Origin of the sequence: Blautia sp. XA-2221, from assembly GCF_028767025.1 — a bacterium.
Lineage (GTDB): Bacteria > Bacillota > Clostridia > Lachnospirales > Lachnospiraceae > Blautia_A.
In genome coordinates, this window is sequence record NZ_JAJQXX010000014.1 from 47,979 (window position 1) to 65,076 (window position 17,098).

The 17,098-nt window shown below is 43.3% G+C and carries 13 protein-coding genes; 3 read left to right on the forward strand and 10 right to left on the reverse strand.

What is annotated here, in order from left to right; translation table 11 throughout:
* Positions 1 to 25: 25 nt before the first annotated feature.
* The 5 genes from LU279_RS11405 to LU279_RS11425 all read right to left on the reverse strand — a co-directional run bounded on the left by LU279_RS11405 (position 26) and on the right by LU279_RS11425 (position 6,740).
* Entirely contained in the window at positions 26 to 2,608 is a 2,583-nt protein-coding gene (locus LU279_RS11405; protein ID WP_274422628.1) for an FAD-dependent oxidoreductase, read from the reverse strand.
* A gap of 71 nt (positions 2,609 to 2,679) precedes the next feature.
* A complete protein-coding gene (locus tag LU279_RS11410; RefSeq protein ID WP_274422629.1) occupies positions 2,680 to 3,018 on the reverse strand; it encodes a DUF134 domain-containing protein in 339 nt (112 codons plus the stop codon).
* A gap of 436 nt (positions 3,019 to 3,454) precedes the next feature.
* Entirely contained in the window at positions 3,455 to 4,639 is a 1,185-nt protein-coding gene (locus LU279_RS11415) for a MalY/PatB family protein (protein ID WP_274422630.1), read from the reverse strand.
* A gap of 177 nt (positions 4,640 to 4,816) precedes the next feature.
* Positions 4,817 to 6,316 carry a Na+/H+ antiporter NhaC gene (nhaC, locus tag LU279_RS11420; protein WP_274422631.1) on the reverse strand — a complete coding sequence of 500 codons (1,500 nt, stop codon included), beginning with the start codon at positions 6,314 to 6,316 and terminating at the stop codon, positions 4,817 to 4,819.
* Positions 6,317 to 6,365: 49 nt separating this feature from the next.
* Positions 6,366 to 6,740, reverse strand: coding sequence for a RidA family protein (locus LU279_RS11425; protein WP_274422632.1), 375 nt, complete (start codon positions 6,738 to 6,740; stop codon positions 6,366 to 6,368).
* Between the two features lie 338 nt (positions 6,741 to 7,078).
* Here LU279_RS11425 and LU279_RS11430 point away from each other — a divergent pair, with 338 nt between their 5' ends.
* The gene (locus LU279_RS11430) at positions 7,079 to 7,762 is read left to right on the forward strand and encodes a helix-turn-helix transcriptional regulator (protein WP_274422633.1); all 684 of its coding nucleotides are present in this window, start codon (positions 7,079 to 7,081) and stop codon (positions 7,760 to 7,762) included.
* 70 nt (positions 7,763 to 7,832) lie between these two features.
* Here LU279_RS11430 and LU279_RS11435 read toward each other — a convergent pair whose 3' ends face one another.
* From LU279_RS11435 to LU279_RS11450, 4 genes are read right to left on the reverse strand one after another with little or no spacing between them, the layout of a single operon-like run.
* The gene (locus tag LU279_RS11435; RefSeq protein WP_274422634.1) at positions 7,833 to 8,834 is read right to left on the reverse strand and encodes a hypothetical protein; all 1,002 of its coding nucleotides are present in this window, start codon (positions 8,832 to 8,834) and stop codon (positions 7,833 to 7,835) included.
* Positions 8,831 to 10,276 carry a hypothetical protein gene (locus LU279_RS11440; protein WP_274422635.1) on the reverse strand — a complete coding sequence of 482 codons (1,446 nt, stop codon included), beginning with the start codon at positions 10,274 to 10,276 and terminating at the stop codon, positions 8,831 to 8,833. Before LU279_RS11440 ends, LU279_RS11435 begins: the two co-directional genes overlap by 4 nt.
* Before the next feature lie 5 nt (positions 10,277 to 10,281).
* Entirely contained in the window at positions 10,282 to 11,121 is an 840-nt protein-coding gene (locus tag LU279_RS11445; RefSeq protein WP_274422636.1) for a carbohydrate ABC transporter permease, read from the reverse strand.
* Positions 11,118 to 11,981: a carbohydrate ABC transporter permease gene (locus tag LU279_RS11450; RefSeq protein ID WP_274422637.1), complete on the reverse strand. Its 864-nt coding sequence runs from the start codon at positions 11,979 to 11,981 to the stop codon at positions 11,118 to 11,120. The genes LU279_RS11445 and LU279_RS11450 overlap by 4 nt, the downstream gene beginning before the upstream one ends.
* Before the next feature lie 186 nt (positions 11,982 to 12,167).
* On the opposite strand from LU279_RS11450, the gene LU279_RS11455 reads away from it, so the two are divergent.
* Positions 12,168 to 12,848 carry a response regulator transcription factor gene (locus tag LU279_RS11455; protein ID WP_274422638.1) on the forward strand — a complete coding sequence of 227 codons (681 nt, stop codon included), beginning with the start codon at positions 12,168 to 12,170 and terminating at the stop codon, positions 12,846 to 12,848.
* Between the two features lie 200 nt (positions 12,849 to 13,048).
* Here LU279_RS11455 and LU279_RS11460 read toward each other — a convergent pair whose 3' ends face one another.
* Positions 13,049 to 15,397, reverse strand: coding sequence for an ABC transporter substrate-binding protein (locus LU279_RS11460; RefSeq protein ID WP_274422639.1), 2,349 nt, complete (start codon positions 15,395 to 15,397; stop codon positions 13,049 to 13,051).
* 261 nt (positions 15,398 to 15,658) lie between these two features.
* Between LU279_RS11460 and LU279_RS11465 the strand changes: the two genes are divergently transcribed.
* The gene (locus LU279_RS11465; RefSeq protein WP_274422640.1) at positions 15,659 to 16,936 is read left to right on the forward strand and encodes a sensor histidine kinase; all 1,278 of its coding nucleotides are present in this window, start codon (positions 15,659 to 15,661) and stop codon (positions 16,934 to 16,936) included.
* The last annotated feature ends 162 nt before the right edge of the window (positions 16,937 to 17,098 follow it).

A 17,098-nucleotide genomic window follows, 5' to 3' on the forward strand; every position in this document is an offset into this window, starting at 1 on the left:
TCTCTGTACTGCACATTTCCCGCTTTTAGCAGGTTGCTCCGCCTTTCAGATGTTTCTGAGCTTTGATATTCTCTTCTTTTCTGCTGAGAAGATCGTCTGCAAGAAGCTGTTCCTGTACATTTTCAAATCCCAGTCTTGCTACTGTGTCTGCAAAACGTTCTCCTGTGATACCCTGTTCACGGAACAGAAGAATTGCCTTTTCTACTATAGACAGAACCTCTTCTTTATCTGTAAATACTTTGTCCAGATAACGTCCCTGAGCAACTCGTTTACCCCATCTTCCGCCAATGTATACGCGGAATCCGTTGGTATAATTCTCAAAGGCATGGAACGGACATTTTCCAATGCAACGTCCACAGTGATTACATGCATTTTCATCGATCACGATCTTTCCGTTTTCTACCTTCGCCACCTTGATAGGACAGTTGTTTTCTACACGGCAGATCTTGCATCCGCGGCATTTTTCCATATCTACCAGAGGAATTCTCTGTCCGATGATACCAAGATCATTAAGGTCTGGCTTTACACAGTTGTTTGGACATCCGCCCACTGCGATCTTAAATTTGTGAGGAAGCTTAACGTCCGCATAGCCGTGGAAAAATCTTTCATGAATCTCCTCTGACAGAGCAAAGGTATCTATCAGTCCATACTGACAGGTTGTTCCCTTACAGGATACTACCGGACGTACTTTTGAGCCGGTTCCTCCTGTTTCCAGTCCTGCCTGCATCAGATATTCACGAAGCGGTTCAATATTATCAAAAGGCACTCCCTGGATTTCCATAGTCAGTCTGGAAGTCATGGTTACTTCTCCGCTTCCAAACATCTCTGCCGCTTCTGCAATTGTTCTGGTTTCTTCTGCAGTGATCTTTCCGTTTCTTGTGATCACACGGCCATTGAATTTGTCTGCAGTTGTCTTATCTCTTAAAAATCCAAGTGCTTTTACCCTTGTTTCCTCTTCCGGAGTTACCGCTGCCTGTATATTCTGCACCTTCACGTCATTAAAAAACAGAGAGCCTTCCAGAACTTTTGTATTTTTGTATCCATAATGACGAAGACGGTTCTGGAGGAAATATCCTCTCTTTCCTTTTGCGCAAACAAGAAGAAGCTTTTCTTCCTTATCCAGTCCCTCAACTTCTCCGTTGACTTTTGCCAGATCCACATACACGGCTCCCCTGATCGTCGGCGCCGGACTTGCATCAATGATCTTATAGTCCTTTGCTTTGCCTGCGGCGTATTCTGCCGGTGTCATGCTTTCCATTATACCGTTGATCTTATTTAACAGAATATAAACAACCTGGACAAAAGGATGGATTGCTGTGGAAAATGGCGGCGCATAAGCAAAATCAGCATTCTCAAAGTCTTCCAGCACTGCACCCATATTAATTCCCATTACTGCAATGTCAACCATTTTGTCAACTGCTCCCGGACCAAACACCTGAACTCCAAGAAGCTTATGCGTTGTTTTATCTGCAATCATTTTTGTGATAAAGAAACTGGAGTCCGGATAATAATGAGCCTTGTCATCTGTTGGCGCAAGCACTGTCACCACATCATAGCCTGCTTCTTTTGCCTGTTCCTCTGTAAGTCCGGTACGTCCGATATTTAATCCTGGAAGCTTGATCACTCCGGTTCCCAGAACGCCCGGATAGGTTTTTTCTTTTCCGGAAAGAATCTGCGCCAGTGTTCTGCCTTCCATATTGGCAGAGGATCCCATCGGAGACCACTGCGGTTTTCCTGTGATGCGGTTTGTAACCATAACACAGTCTCCTGCTGCATAAACATCCTCCAGGCTTGTTTTCATGGTATGATCCACCAGAATCGTTCCTTTGAACATTTCTATTCCGCTGTCTGTCAGAAAATCAGTATTCGGTCTGATTCCTGCTGCCATGATCAGAAGTTCACATCCCAGAACCCCTGCGGATGTTTTTACTCCTGTCACTTCGCTGTCTCCCAGGATTTCTTCTGCTTTTGTTCCGGTAATAACACGGATTCCCTCTTTCAGCAGATGCTTCTTTGCATACGCTGCCATTTCCTCATCCAGGATGTTAGGAAGGATCTGAGATGCAAAATCAATAACCGTTACCTGGATTCCCTTTGCTTTTAGATTTTCCGCTGCCTCCAGACCAATAAAACCAGCTCCTATCACCACTGCTTTTTTTACCTGATGCTCTTCTGCATAAGAACGGATCTCAATGGCGTCATCCGGTGTACGCATTTTGAATACACCCTGTTTGTCTGTTCCCGGAACAGGAAGAACTGCCGGAGACGCTCCTACTGCCAGAACCAGTTTGTCATAAGAACAGACTTCTTCTGTTCCTGTCTCTGTGTCACGTACGGTAAGCTGTTTCCTGTCTGCATCCAAACCGACAGCCTCTTTGCCTGTTTTTACTTCCACACCGGTCAGTCCTGCATATTTCTGAGGAGTGTTTACAATCAGTTCGTCACGACTTTCGATCAGCCCTCCCACATAATAGGGCAGACCACATCCTGCATAAGAAATATCTTTATCTTTTGTGATTACAACAACTTCCGCATTTCTGTCTTCTCTTTTTAATTTTGCTGCTGTTTTTGTTCCTGCAGCAACACCGCCTACGATTAATACTTTCATTTTAATCTCTCCTGTTTTTAAAATGGGTTTGTGTATTGTATCTTTCTTTCTCTTATGTCAGCCTCTTCTTCCTACTGCCTGTGGCAGCAATACTTTTCATTTATACACTCCGGACGCATTGCCTCGCACACAGTGACATCCCCTCCACTGATGGTGATACTTCGTCCGTTTACCAGAGCATCTGCGATTTTCTGTCTTGCACTGTTATAAATCCTTGTTACTGTCGGACGTGAAATATCCATTTTTACGGCACACTGCTCCTGGTTCAGGTTTACAAAGTCCAGAAGCCTCATAACTTCATATTCGTCCAGCGTAAGATTTACACAGTTCTGTTCTGAAGCCCCCTTTGCGGAAAATTCAGTAACCTTTGGTTTCGAACAGATACATCTGCACTTTTGCGGTCTTGCCATTTTTCCCCCTTTCTCCGGCGCCTGCACATTCATATACTGTTGCTGCATCCCAGCCAGTTTCACAGCTCTTACAGTATTGTTTTACTGTTTTTACACCCTAACAATACCTCTGTTTTGAACATATGTCAATATCTTTTTATATAAATAAGCAATAAAAAATGTACAAAATTTCTCGCTGAATAACTCTGTATCATGCAAATGCAAAGCCTGATCATCTTTTGTGCCCGAATTTTACACAAGTAAACCTGCAATATAGAAATACAAAAAATTATCCGGACGGACATACCTCCTTCCACATACAAGTCCGTAAAAATTTATATTCTTTTTCAAATTTGTTCTTGTATAAGGTTATGTAAAAAAACAGAAAAGCCGTCCGGGTTCACAGTTTAATCTGCGAAACCAGACGGCAAATCTGCAAAACTTTTATTTATCTGTTTCAAATCTTTTGCTTTAATTCTGAATAAGCTGCAGACATTCTCTCGTAAGCTTCTTTCAGCATTGCTCTTGGACTTGCAATATTCAGACGGATAAAGCCTCTGCCCTCATTTCCAAAAACACTTCCCATATAGACGGAAACATTGGCTTTTTCCAGAAACCATTTTTCCAGCTCTTCCTCTGTGATTCCCAGTTTTTCATAGCTGATCCAGAGAAGATACGTTCCCTGTCTTTCAAGAATCTCAAATCCCGGAAAATGTTCTGCAAAAAACTCACGAGTGAATTTTTCATTTTCGTTTACATATGCAAGCATCTGTTCGTACCATTCTTCACATTCCATATATCCGTGTTCTACAGCTGCCACTGCAAAAATAGTGGGATTGTGCATACCGATACGGTCAATGGTCTGAGCAATGCGGCTTCTGATCTTCTTATTCGGAACAATCATGTAAGAAACGATCACTCCCGGAACATTAAAGGTCTTTGTAAGGGATGTGGCAACGATCAGCCGCTCTCTCACTGTTTCTGATAAGGTAAGAGCGGTTGTAAAGGTCACTCCTTCTGCGACAATATCACCGTGAATCTCATCTACAAACAAAAGAAGATCATGCTTTTTGCAAAATGCTCCAGCTTTTTCCAGTTCTTCTCTGGTCCATACTCTTCCTACCGGATTGTGCGGACTACAAAGAATAAACATTTTTGTTTTATCTGTCACAACAGATTCCAGATGCTCAAAGTCGATTTTATAACTGCCGTTTTCCAGTATCAGCGGACTTTCTACTACTTTACGGTGATTCTTTATAATAGCCTGATACAGAGGGCCGTAGGCAGGGGTATTGATGATCACTTCGTCCGTTTCTTCTGTAAATGTTTCCACACAAATGCTGGAAGAAACATTGATACGCGGACAAAATACAATTTCCTCTCTGGAAACCTCAGCCTGATGCTTCTTTTTCATCCACTCCCGGATATTTTCATAGAATCTGTCGCTTAAATCTGTATAGCCAAAAATACCTTTGTCAAGAATACTCTGAAAAGCATCGATAATCTGTTTGGGAGATTGGAAATCCATATCTGCAACACCAAGATGCAGCATTCCTTCTTTCTGATATTTTTTGTCCATAGTATCCCATTTTCCGCAGTTGGTATTTCTTCTCTCATTCCATTCATCAAAATTAATTTTCATATTCGTTTCCTTTCCGGGCCCATGTTCTTTTTATCAGGCTCTTTTTATAAAACAGGGGATGCCGCCTGCATTCCGATCTGCTTATTCTGTTGTTTGTAAAAAAACACACAGAATATGCGTCCAAACGTCTTTCTCCGGCATCCCCTTTTCCTATTCGGTCATGTGTGTTACACGTTTTTATTCTACATCAATTCCGTCAGCTTTATTTAAAGCCACATATTCATCATAATATTCACTGTCTTTTGTGATCTTTTTAATACCGATTCCGGTGAATCCCCAGATTACGGCAAAGATAACGCCTGTATAACAGATAATTGCCCACGGCAGATATTCCAGAGTGGAAACTCCCAGAGTTGTAGCCATATAAACTCCGGCTGCTGTCCATGGAGTAATAGGTTCTATAACAGTTGCGGAATCTTCCAGCGTTCTGGAAAGGTTTCTGGGTTCCAGACCTTTTTTCAGGTAAGTATCTTTAAACATCTCACCCGGGATCAGGATAGACAGCTGACCGTTGGAAGTAACAAACACTGCTGTGATGCAGGAAACAATTGTAGAAACAATCAATCCGCCTGTAGACTTCACAATAGTCATAAGTTTATTCAGTACAATATTCAGAGAACCGGTCACTGCCAGTGTACCTGCAAAACCATACGCGCAAAATGCGATCAGTACGGTATTCAGCATGGAAACCATACCACCTCGCTGAAGCAGCTTCGGAATATCTTCGATCACTCCCTCTGCAGCAAATCCTGCAACATGGATCATATCCATATTAAATCCGCTGATAGCAGCTGTAAAGCAGTCCTGAAGACTGAAATTCTGAAATACAACTGCGTTAAACATGGCAACCGCACTGGACGCCAGCATGATCGGAATGGTCGGTTTCTTTGCAACAGATCCATAAAGTACAATAAGCGGCGGAAGAATGATCAACGGATTAAATTTAAAGATCTGTGAAAGTGTGTCAAAAATAATAGTAACTTTTTCCGGTGTTCCTGCTGCCGCAAGATCTCCGCCAAATGTAAATCCTACGATCGTGTATACAATACAGCATATGATAAATCCGGGGCCTGTTGTCCAGAACATATGCTGAATGTGATCGTAAAGCTTTCCGCCTGCCGCAATAGGCGCAAGGTTTGTAGTATCAGACAGAGGTGACATTTTATCTCCGAAATATGCGCCGGATACAATCGCACCTGCCACGATCGGCAGAGGAGCGCCCATACCTGCAGCCACACCCATCAGAGCTACACCGATGGTTCCCGCAGAACCCCAGGATGTTCCTGTACACACAGAAACAAACGCAGTAACCAGAAATGAAGTAACAACCAGATATTTCGGGCTGATCAGCTTCAGTCCATAAAATACCATCATCGGAATGGTTCCGCCGATCATCCAGGAACCGATCATAAATCCGACAATGATCAGAATGAAAATTGCCGGCATTGTTTTACTGAGTTTGGACACAATAGAGTCCATAATATCATCCCAGGTATAACCAAGATAAATTGCGATCACGCCTGCAATTGCTGCTGATACCAGCATCAGAACCTCCGGGCTCAGCCCCATAACCGCATATCCCACTCCCAACAGTAAAATCATTGCCAGAATCGGAATTACTGCCAGAAACAATGTAGTTTCTTTTTTCTCTCTTACTTTTTTTGTTTTCCCTCTCATAAAGTATTCCTCCAAATAAACTCATTCTGTAATCTGCAAAACAGATTTATCAGATTTCTGCAATTACTTCCACTTCGCAGAGAACATTTTTCGGCAAAGTTTTTACTGCAACACAGGATCTTGCAGGTTTGGATACAAAATATTTTTCGTATACTTTGTTAAATTCTGCAAAATCTGCCATATCACTTAAAAAGCAGGTAGTTTTTACCACGTTTTCAAAGCAGGTTCCTGCCTCGTCCAGAATTGCTTTCACATTCTCCATTACCTGCTCTGCCTGAGCGGTAATATCCGTTCCTACAATCTCACCTGTCTCAGGGCTTGCAGGAATCTGTCCGGAACTGAATAAAATATTTTTCAGTATAATTCCCTGTGAATATGGTCCAATAGCTGCCGGTGCCTTTGATGTGTTCACCACTTTTAACATTTTCTCTTCCTCCCAGATTATTTTTTTGGTTAAATTGATAATATCACTAAATTATTTTTTAGTCAATGAAATCAAGTTTCTTTTTATACGTCATTTTTACTGAATTTTATTTCAGTTTTTATTGCATATTGCACGAAAGAAGATTATAATTACTTATAAGTAAATCTAAAAAGTTGTCCAAAACCACTCGCCTTTGTTTCTGTGTGGTATACACAGACCGAGTATCACTTTTTTGACCTGTATCTTGCACATTCCATTGTGTAATATTCAGAGTTTGCCCATTTATAACAAATAAAAACACAAACACCTTATTTAACAAAAAAATAAAAGGAACTACTATGAAAAAAGAATATATTACTTTAACTCAAAACGAACGAATGATCCTGCAATCCTACATACCTGTTGTCCAGGGACTTGGACAATATCTGGGAGAAGGCTACGAAATCATTCTGCACAATCTGGAATCTCTGGAACACTCTGTTATGCAGATCGTAAACGGTCACCATTCCGGCAGAAAAATCGGAGCTCCCATTACAGATCTTGCCCTTGGTATGCTCTCAAGGATCGAAAATTCAAAAGATCACTCTGCCATCTCCTATTTTAACCGAAGACAGGACGGTGTGATCCTGAAGTCCACCACAATCCCCATTCCCGGTGAAGGAAACCGTATTATTGGAATGATCTGCATTAATTTTTATACCAATATGCCTCTTTCCACTGTGATCCAGCAATTTATCCCGGAAGATCCCAACTCCCTGCAGGGCTATCCGCACATAACAGAAACCTTTACCGAAAATGTAGATGAGCTGATCGAAACAGCTCTTGCAGATGTCAAAGACCAGATTTTAAATGATACGTCCATCTCCACCAATAACAAAAACAAAGAAATTGTTACTGCCCTTTACAAAAAAGGTATTTTTAACCTGAAAGACAGTGTAATAAAAGTTGCCAACCGCCTGAATATTTCCAAAAATACCGTTTATATGCATATACGAAATCTTAAAAGCGATCTGTTAGAATAATAAAAATGGGTAGAAAAAAGAAGCGCAGGACTTACTGTCTTGACGCTTCTTTCTATCATCTCTTCTGCTCTTATCTCAATTGTACGATTCCCATTACCACTGCTCCCACCGAGCATCCTGCACACTTCACAAACCCTGAGATATTCTCCGCCTGCAATACAGTTTTTGGAAGCATGAGAAAAAGTCTCACCTGTTCCTCCAGCTCTCTGTATTTACCGGACCAGAATTTAAAATCCGACCATCTGGATGGGATCCAGCCCTGAGGGATCTCAATATTTTTCCAGATCAGCACTGCGACTGCAGCCACCATAAGAATACAGGCTCCGGTCCACAGCCAGCAGCCAATTTTTTCCTCCCTGCACTGTTTTCTCTCCCTGTTTGCTTTCATAAAAAGGATTGCAGACACGATTATCGGAAATATCAGCAGAAGTATCCGTGCTGCGCTGATAAGAAAGCCGGAATCCACAACTGTACCGTTCAGTCCATATGCCATCAGAAACTGCTCTGCTGTTTTTGAATCCTGCAGACTCTCATTTTTCAGAAATACTCTGGTATACATGGCCGTTTCTTTCTCCGGACGGATCAGGATCATTCTCTGCTTCCAGGGAAGCACCTGACGGACCTGATAGTTTTTTCCTCCATATACAAGCCAACGTCCCTCTGCCTCTCTGGTGCCAAAAAGTTTCCAGGCGGTTTCTCCGTCAATTACACAGCCCTCTTTATCCTTTTCCCAGAATCCATGGATTCTTTTATCATAAAGACTTCCATCGCCCAAAATTCCTGCTACCATTACCTCAGCGCTCCGTCCATAATCCGGTTCTGTCAGTGTGGTCATGCCGCCGTCCCAGCAAAAGCAGGCGGAAGTTTCCGCTTCTGTCTGTTCCAGTGTTTTCAGAATCTCCTCTGCGCGATTTTTTTCCGGATAATCTCCTGACAGAAATACAGAAACAGAAGGTTCTTCCATCATACTGCCAAATGCCAGTACAGACCATCCGTAAAAAAGCAGCGCCAGCATTCCCGGAAGCAGACGTTTCCAGAAAACTCCCGGAAACGTCCGCTTATCTGAACTCATGATTCCTGCAGCCTTACCCGGCTGCCGTCCGTAATCTCTCTGTCTGTTTCTGTAATAACTTTCTGAGAACCGGAAAGAATCCCTTCCTGAAGAGCTGCGGTTGTCTCATTTTTTTCTATTACCGTAACAGGAACCTTTCTGGCTACCTGTACCTCTCCCAGCGCAGAATCTCTGGTATCAAGAACAAGTACATATTCCTGTCCTTTCTGCCCGTAAAGTGCAGAAAGCGGCACACAGCAGGCATACGGTCCTTCATCTTTCTGCACGGTAAAATCCACGCTTTCCCCTACAGTCAGCCCGCTCTGCGGAACGCTCACCGTAAGGATACAGGTTCCCGGATTTGCCGGATCCTCCTGAACTGACTGAACCACTGCATTTTCCACAACTGTTTTACTGTTTCCCTCCAGATGAACAGGTGAACCGGCTGAAACATATTCCAGATCGTCTTTTTTTATCACTCCTGTCATGCTTAATTCCCCTGTAAGTTCGTAGAGAACTGCCGCAGCATCCTGAGCCGTCTGCCCTCCTGTCTGAGCTGTAACTGTTTTTACCACACCGTCTGCCGGAGATGTGATCTCGCCTTTACTCTGCATCAGAACATTCAGCTTTTCCAGTTCTTCCTTCTGATTGTCAAGCTGTGTCTGAAGATTTTCCTCTGTGCTGTCCTGAGGCGCCGGAAGCGCTGCATCCTGCTTTGCCCGGTCTGCAGTTGTCACTGCCTGATTTCGGCTCATGATCACCTGATTCAGGGCCTCTGTTTTTGCCCGGACATCATCTACAAGAGCCTGTTCCTGCATATCCTCTTCTGAAATCACTGGCTCCTGAGGCAGGTTACTTCCGTCTGAAAAATCCGTCTGTCCTTCTCCGCCGTCTCCAAAATCCGATCCCTGAGACTGCTGTTCCAGCTCCTGCTGATTTTGAGCCTCTGCTTTTTTCTGCCGGTATTCTGCAAGTCTCTGCTGGGCAATATTCAGTTCATTCTGGGCATTGGAAATATTGATATCCCCGTTTCCCAGAGCTGTATCCAGATCCTGCTGCGCCCAGTGGGAGGAATTTTCCCTTTTCTGTGCATCAATATTTTTCTGGCTCTGGATATCGCTGATCTTTAAAGAACTCTCCTGTATCTCATCCTTTTTTTTATCTATACTATCCTGAATGCTGCTTTCCAGTAAAGTCATCAAAGGCTGCCCCTTTTGAACCGCTTCTCCTGCTTTTACGTGAACCTGGGCGATTTTAAGGCCCTCCTGTACAAAAACAGCTGTCTCTTTTGTGCTTTCTATTTTACCAGTTCCCGATACCCTGTGGCTGATCAGCTGATTCTGCGGCGCTGATACCAGTACCTTTGCAACACTTACAGAATCCGCTGCCCTTGATAAAAATGTAAATACAAGCATTGCCGCAAAAAATGCGGCAAACCATTTCAATAATTTTTTCCGCTTCATTTCTTTTACTCCTTAACTGCCGTAGAAACAATTCCCTGTTCCAGATAATCCTGACCTGCCAGAAATACCAGCACTGCCGGAAGCAGCACCAGAACAGATGCCGCAAATGCGGTTCCTGCCTGTTCCATACTGATATTGGGAAGATAAAGGGACAACGGCCATTTTTCTTTTGTTTTCAGAAAAGCCATAGGCTGTTCAATAAGATTCCAGTATTCCAGAAATCCCAGAACCAGAGCCGAGATCATTCCCGGCGAGCCCAAAGGTATTCCGATCCTGAAAAAAATCCTCAGCTCCCCTGCCCCGTCAATTCTGGCAGAGTCCATAATAGCTTCCGGAAGTCCCTGAAAAAAACGATACATCAGAAATACCGGAAAGGTGGAAAACACTGCCGGAAAAATGATTCCTGCCATAGCATCCAGAAGTCTCATCTGATCCAGAACAAGATAATTACTGAGCATCATAACCTGAAAGGGCATCATCATAAGCGCGATATAAATAGTAAATAAAATCTTTTTGCCCGGAAACTGATATCTTGCAAATCCCCATGCCGCCGGAGTTCCCACGAGAATCTGACCTGCCAGAATCGCAGCTGTAAGCTTTACGGAATTCCAGAACATCACAAAAAATTCCGGAGAATCCAGAAGAAGCTCCACATAATGCATCATAGTCGGATACTGAGGCATCAGTTTCCAGGAGGCAAAACCATCCATAGTTCCAAGAACCGGCATAAGAAGTTCTTTGATCTCTACATTTCCCATAAAGGAACCGCATACCAGAAACAATATGGGAAATACTGCTATCAATGCCATACAGAAAACCAGAGCTGTCAGAAGTTTTTTTGTCATAGCGCATCCTCCTTTGCCCAGGCTTTCTGAAGAAGCAGAATCAGTATAAGAATTACAGCTCCTGTCACCACTGCCGCAGCCGCCATTTTATCCAGAGAAAGATCCCTGTACCAGTTATTAAAAAGATGCTGCAAAAGATACATGCTGTCCTGAGGATAATCTCCTGCCACCAGATATGCCTCCCGGAACACCTTAAAACCATTTAACAAAGACAGCACCACAATAGTAAAAAGAGAGGGAAGAAGATTGGGAAGCGTGATTTTTATAAAGCATTTCCACTCTCCTGCTCCGTCTACCCTTGCCGCCTCATAAAGAGCAGTTGGAATCGCTCCAAGTCCTGCCACCCAGAGAACAATATCGTATCCCAGATTTCTCCACAGATAACTTACCACCAGTACCCAGAAAGAAGCGTCCGTATTCATCCAGTCCACGCTCTGAAGGGAAAGGATTTCCAGCAAATGATTCAAAAGCCCCTGATGGTGAAAAAGCACTTTCCATAAAAGGACTACTGAGGCCACAGGAATAGCCATTGGCAGAAGAAACATACTTTTCAACGCCTGCATATTCTTTTTTCTTCTTGTAAGAAGAACCGCGATCAGCAAAGACAGTACCACCAGCGCAGGAATACACACAAGAAAAAACCGAAGCGTATTCCCTGCCGCCAGACGAAAAGCCTGGTTTGCAAAAACCGTGCTGTAATTTTTCATGCCTGTAAATTCTCCGCTGACAGCGCTGAAAAAAGAGCGCCTGATCACATCCAGATACGGGACCACCCAGAACACACACACACCTGCAAAGCTTGGAAGCAAAAACAAAAGACCTTTGTATTCTCTTTTTTTTATTTTCTTTGATCCTGTCACTTTTATCTTCTCCCTGATAATGATAAAATAAGTGTAACAGCACATTCTTTAAAAAAACTCTAAGGGGATTTTTCTTTTTAAAGAAAGTTTACAGAATGTTTTGTTAGGATGATAAGATAGCATCAGACTATACGGGGTGTTCTCTCCACAGGCTGACGCAATTTCTGAACAACGAGAGGTAAACACATGAATATTTTAATGATTGAAGATGACCGGGAGCTGTGCTCTGCTGTTTCCTTCCGTCTGGAACAGGAAGGATTCTCTGTAACTCTCTGCCATGACGGTGAAGAAGGTCTTTATTATATGCAGGAAACGCCTTATGACCTTGTGATTCTGGATCGAATGCTCCCTCATATGAATGGAATCGAGGTCCTCAAAGAAGCCCGCTCCCGTCAGATCAAAACACCTGTTATCATCCTTACCGCCCTTGGTGAGCTAAATGACCGTCTTACCGGTCTGAACTGCGGTGCTGACGACTACATGGTAAAGCCCTTTGCCTTTGAAGAACTTCTTGCCAGAATCCGCTGTCTTCTGCGCCGTCCTGCTGCCTACAATCCTGCTGCTGATGCAGTTTCTCTGGGAGATGTTACCTTTATCCCGGAAACCCGCCGCCTTTCCAGCGGCAAAAAGGACTGCACTCTTTCCAGCCGGGAGGGAGATCTTATGGAAGTTTTTCTCCGCAACCCCGGACAAACACTTCCCCGCCAGCTGCTTCTTACAAGAGTCTGGGGACTTGACGCTGATGTGGAGGAAGGAAACCTTGACAATTATATTCATTTTCTGCGCCGACGGCTAAAAACCGTAGAAAGCTCCCTGCAGATAAAAACTGTCCGGGGCGTGGGCTATCAGCTGGAGGTTTTTCAGTAACATCTCCTGAACCGGACTGATTTTTCATAATATCTGTCCGGTTTTTCTCATATACATTTCAGTTCATAATCACAAACGGCAGTTATCTTCTTCCGGTTTTCTCTTCTGAAATTCCGGTTTTTAGATAACTGCCGCTTTTAATTTTCACCTCATAAATCTGACAATCTGAAGATCATTGTTCTGCCGGATCGTACCGCTTTTTATTCAGACAGATATAGGTTGGCCTGCTGGATTGCTCCCTTTGCAGCCTCCTCAAGGCTGATCTCGCCTTCCAGATATCTGCTGCCGTTTGAGGCAACTGCCTCCAGTATGATTTCATTCTGTTCTGACGGCTGAGTCAGAGTTTTTCCAAGCTCCTGAATATACTTTGTATTTTCCTCATCTGCTCTTACAATATCAAATTCTATATATTCTCCTGTCTCTGCATTTCCAGATCCAAGCGTTCCCAGTTTTCCGTTTTCATCTCCCACTGCCCAGTACTCTCCACTGTCATAAACAGTTTCGTTCACCGGGAAACCTTCACTTGTTCCTGTTTCCTGACCTTCCTTACTGAACAGAAACTCTACCAGTTTTTCCGCTGCCTCAGGTTCTGCTGCTTTGGCGCTGATTCCCACTGTCTGTTTCGGGATAAAGCAGTTCTGAGCCTGTCCATTCCAGAGAATGTGTGCCAGATTCGGATCTTTCTGTTCTGCACTGTACAGATAGCTCAGCCCGTCCGGAGAGGAAAGCAGTCCGGCTGAAAGCTTATAATATCCTCCAAGTACGCTGATGGCAGAAGCAGACATATCAGACATCATTTTTATTTCGCTCATGGAATGTATAGCAAAGCCCTGAGCTTTCAGCGCATCAATTCCGGCTTTTCCAGTCTGATAGATACGATTTGCCTGTTCCAGATATTCGGTCACTGCAGCCTCATCCAACGTTCCATCCTCTTTTAACCATGCAGGAGCATTTACATCTGCAAGCAATCTGATAAATGGATCTGCACCTCCTGCAAGAAGAGAAATTGATATATATTTTTCAGAATACTCACCCTGATATTTTTCCAAAGTATCTGCCATAGATGTAAGATCTGTAATGGAAGTTACATCCTCTTTCTGTCCCTGAATCATTGGAATTCCAAATCTCACAGGCATCACATACTGACTTCCGTCCTCCTGGACATAGCTCTCACGGATATTTTCAAGAATACCATCCTCTTTCTCAATTTTATCAAGAATACCACTGATATCCTTTAACATTCCTTTTTCCACATAGGTATCTGAAGGAATGCCGTCCATTACAAGGACATCCGGACCGTTTCCTGCCATGATTTCTGTGTTAAGATTTTTCAGGGCGTCTGTACCTGTCATGGCGTCTTCATCCGTAATACCGATTTCCAGATTCAGATAGATGTCCGGATACTTTTTCTGGAACAGAGCTGCCACCTGGCGAATATAGGTGTTATCTGTAAGAGAATAAACCGTCAGCTCTGTATCCGGTGTTGCAGGTGTATCCGGGGAATACGCATATTTCAGAATCTTCCCTGAATTTCCCATATCTGCAGCGCTGTCCTGAACTGCCAGATAAAAATTTCCGTCCTTATCTCTTACCATGGAAATCAGAGAAATGTCCGGAGACGATATCCGGTTTAGTTTTCCGTCAATCACCTGCTCTACTACACTGCCGCCAAAAGAATATCTGTATATGCCTTTATCATCTGTATAAAAAATACTGTCCTTCTCATCTCCTTTTGTAAATACCAGTGGAAACGAGCTTGTGCTTGTCATCTGTAGGTTCATCTCATCAGAGGTGATCTGCTCTGTAAGAGCCGCTTCATCTTCAAGGGGCTCCCCTGTTTCCAGATTATAATAATGAAGAGTGGTGTCCGTCACAGCAATCAGATGATTTCCAAGCACTGCAAAGCAGCTGACTGTTCCTCCTTCCTCATATTTGCGGACAATACTTCCGTCTTCCAGGCTAATTTCCAGAAGGGCGGTAGCAAAATCATTAATAATAACTGTATTATGATCTGTAAATCTTGCATCTGTAATATATCCGCTGGAAAGCTCATTTCCGATATCCATTTTCTGGTTGGTTCCGTCAGGCGAAATATAGTAATAAGACATTTCTTCCACGTTTTCAGAAAAAGGATAAATGGTGAGAAAAATCCCTCCGTCAGCACTCAGCTTCGGATAAGAAACCGTGTATTTTGCAGAATCAATTCCCAAAAGCTCTGTAAGGTTTTTTGCTTCTCCCCAGGTTTTTCCTCCATCTGAAGAATCGGCATAAAAAGATCCCTCACCGCTTCTGAAATAGCAGACCCGAAGACTTCCATCCTCAAGCATTGTCATATCTGCAATATCTCCACAGCCCTCCGGAAGCGTCACATCCTCTTCCAGATATCTGCCCATTGCCGTATTCTTTTTTTCTTTATTCTGTTCACCGGACTGACCGGAATCTGCTGATTTATTTTTTTGCTCCGCACCGCATCCTACAAGTCCCGGCATAACCGCCAGCGCAAAAGCTGCCGTCAGCGCTGTCCCCTTTTTCCATATCTGATGTCTCATTTTATGTCCTCCCTGTTTTTTTATTTTGCCCTAGCATATCAGCCTTATCTCGAAATAACCTCTAAATGCTCTCCATTTTTCTTACACATCTTATATCCTTAGAGATTCTTTTGAGGGTTCTGTGCAATAATCTCTGTATCTTTCACAGGGGCTTTTGTGCTATGATAGATACAAGAACAGCTGTATTTTCCCTGTTTTTCGCCATGTACTGCGAAAATATTTCTATGCTGTTTATAAAACTATACAATTAAGGAGGCTGTCATGTTCCGGAAACTCCATATCCATATGACACTGTTTTCTACATTTATTACAGGAACTATCCTTGTTCTTCTGGCTTCTGCCTGCCTTGTCATCACAGAGAGCAATATCCGTCAGAAGCATTATACTGTATTTACCAATAATGCTTATTCCTGTGTTTCTCATCTAGAAAGTCAGAATGTCCTGTCTCATCGCTGGATCCAGCAGGTAGAAACCAACTACAACATAGATATGCAGATTTACGATGGAAATACTCCGCTGTTTTTTGAACAGCTTCACAGCAAAGACGATATGAAGAAGATCTTTGAGCAGGCAAAAAAAGAGTCTGCGAAGAATCACGGACTGAATCTTGACAGTCCCCAGTCCTCTCAGGCTCTGTCAAAGATTGCCATGTTCCAGCTTCCGGGATATTATGCCTGCACTGCCAGAATCCCAAAAAACGGCGGTATCCTGAATACTATTATCCTTTATCCTCTGGATGCACAGTCAAAACAGATCAGAACGATCAGATTTGTTTTTTTTGCGGCAGTTATTGCCGCCATCTCAGCACTGGCTGTGTTTTCCTGGTTCTTTACAAGAAAAATGATCCGCCCTCTGGAAAAAAACCGGAAAGAGCAGAATGCTTTTATTGCCGCAGCCTCTCATGAGCTCCGCTCTCCTCTTACTGTGATACAGACAAGTCTGTCCGCCATTTCCTATGCGGAGCCGGAACAGACAGAGCACTTTATTTCTATCAGCCTTGACGAATGTAAAAGAATGTCCCGGCTGATCCAGGATATGCTGTCGCTTTCCAGATCAGATAATCACACCTGGATTCTGGACTGTACCTCCTGTGAAATGGATACCCTTCTGTTGGATGTGTACGAAAAATACGAGCAGACTGCCCGCCAGAAAAAAAAGCAGCTCCTCATTGAGCTGCCTGAAGATTCTCTCCCAGTGTGCTTCTGTGACAGCCTGAAAATTTCTCAGGCTCTGGCGATCCTGATTGATAACGCTCTTACCTATGTGCCGGAAGGAGGCGTTATCCGCCTTTCTGCCAGACAGGAAACATCTTCCGTTGCTCTGTTTGTTTCTGACAATGGCCCCGGTATTCCAGATTCGGAAAAAGATTCTGTATTTCAGAGATTCTACCGTTCCGACACTTCAAGAAATGACAAACAGCATTTTGGTCTTGGACTTTGCATTGCAAAAGAAATTGCTCTGCTTCATCACGGCACACTGACCATTCTTGACACTCCCGGAGGCGGCGCTACCTTTAAACTGAAACTTCCTTTGAATTAAAATTGTCCATGGCTGGAATATTTCATGTACTGAAGCACTTTATAAACCGGAAACTTTTTATATACTGAATCTCTTTATGTGTCAAAACACTTGATACACCGGAATATTTCATGTACTGGATTTCTTTCGAAACTGCTTCTCTATAGAAAAACTGCTTCTCTC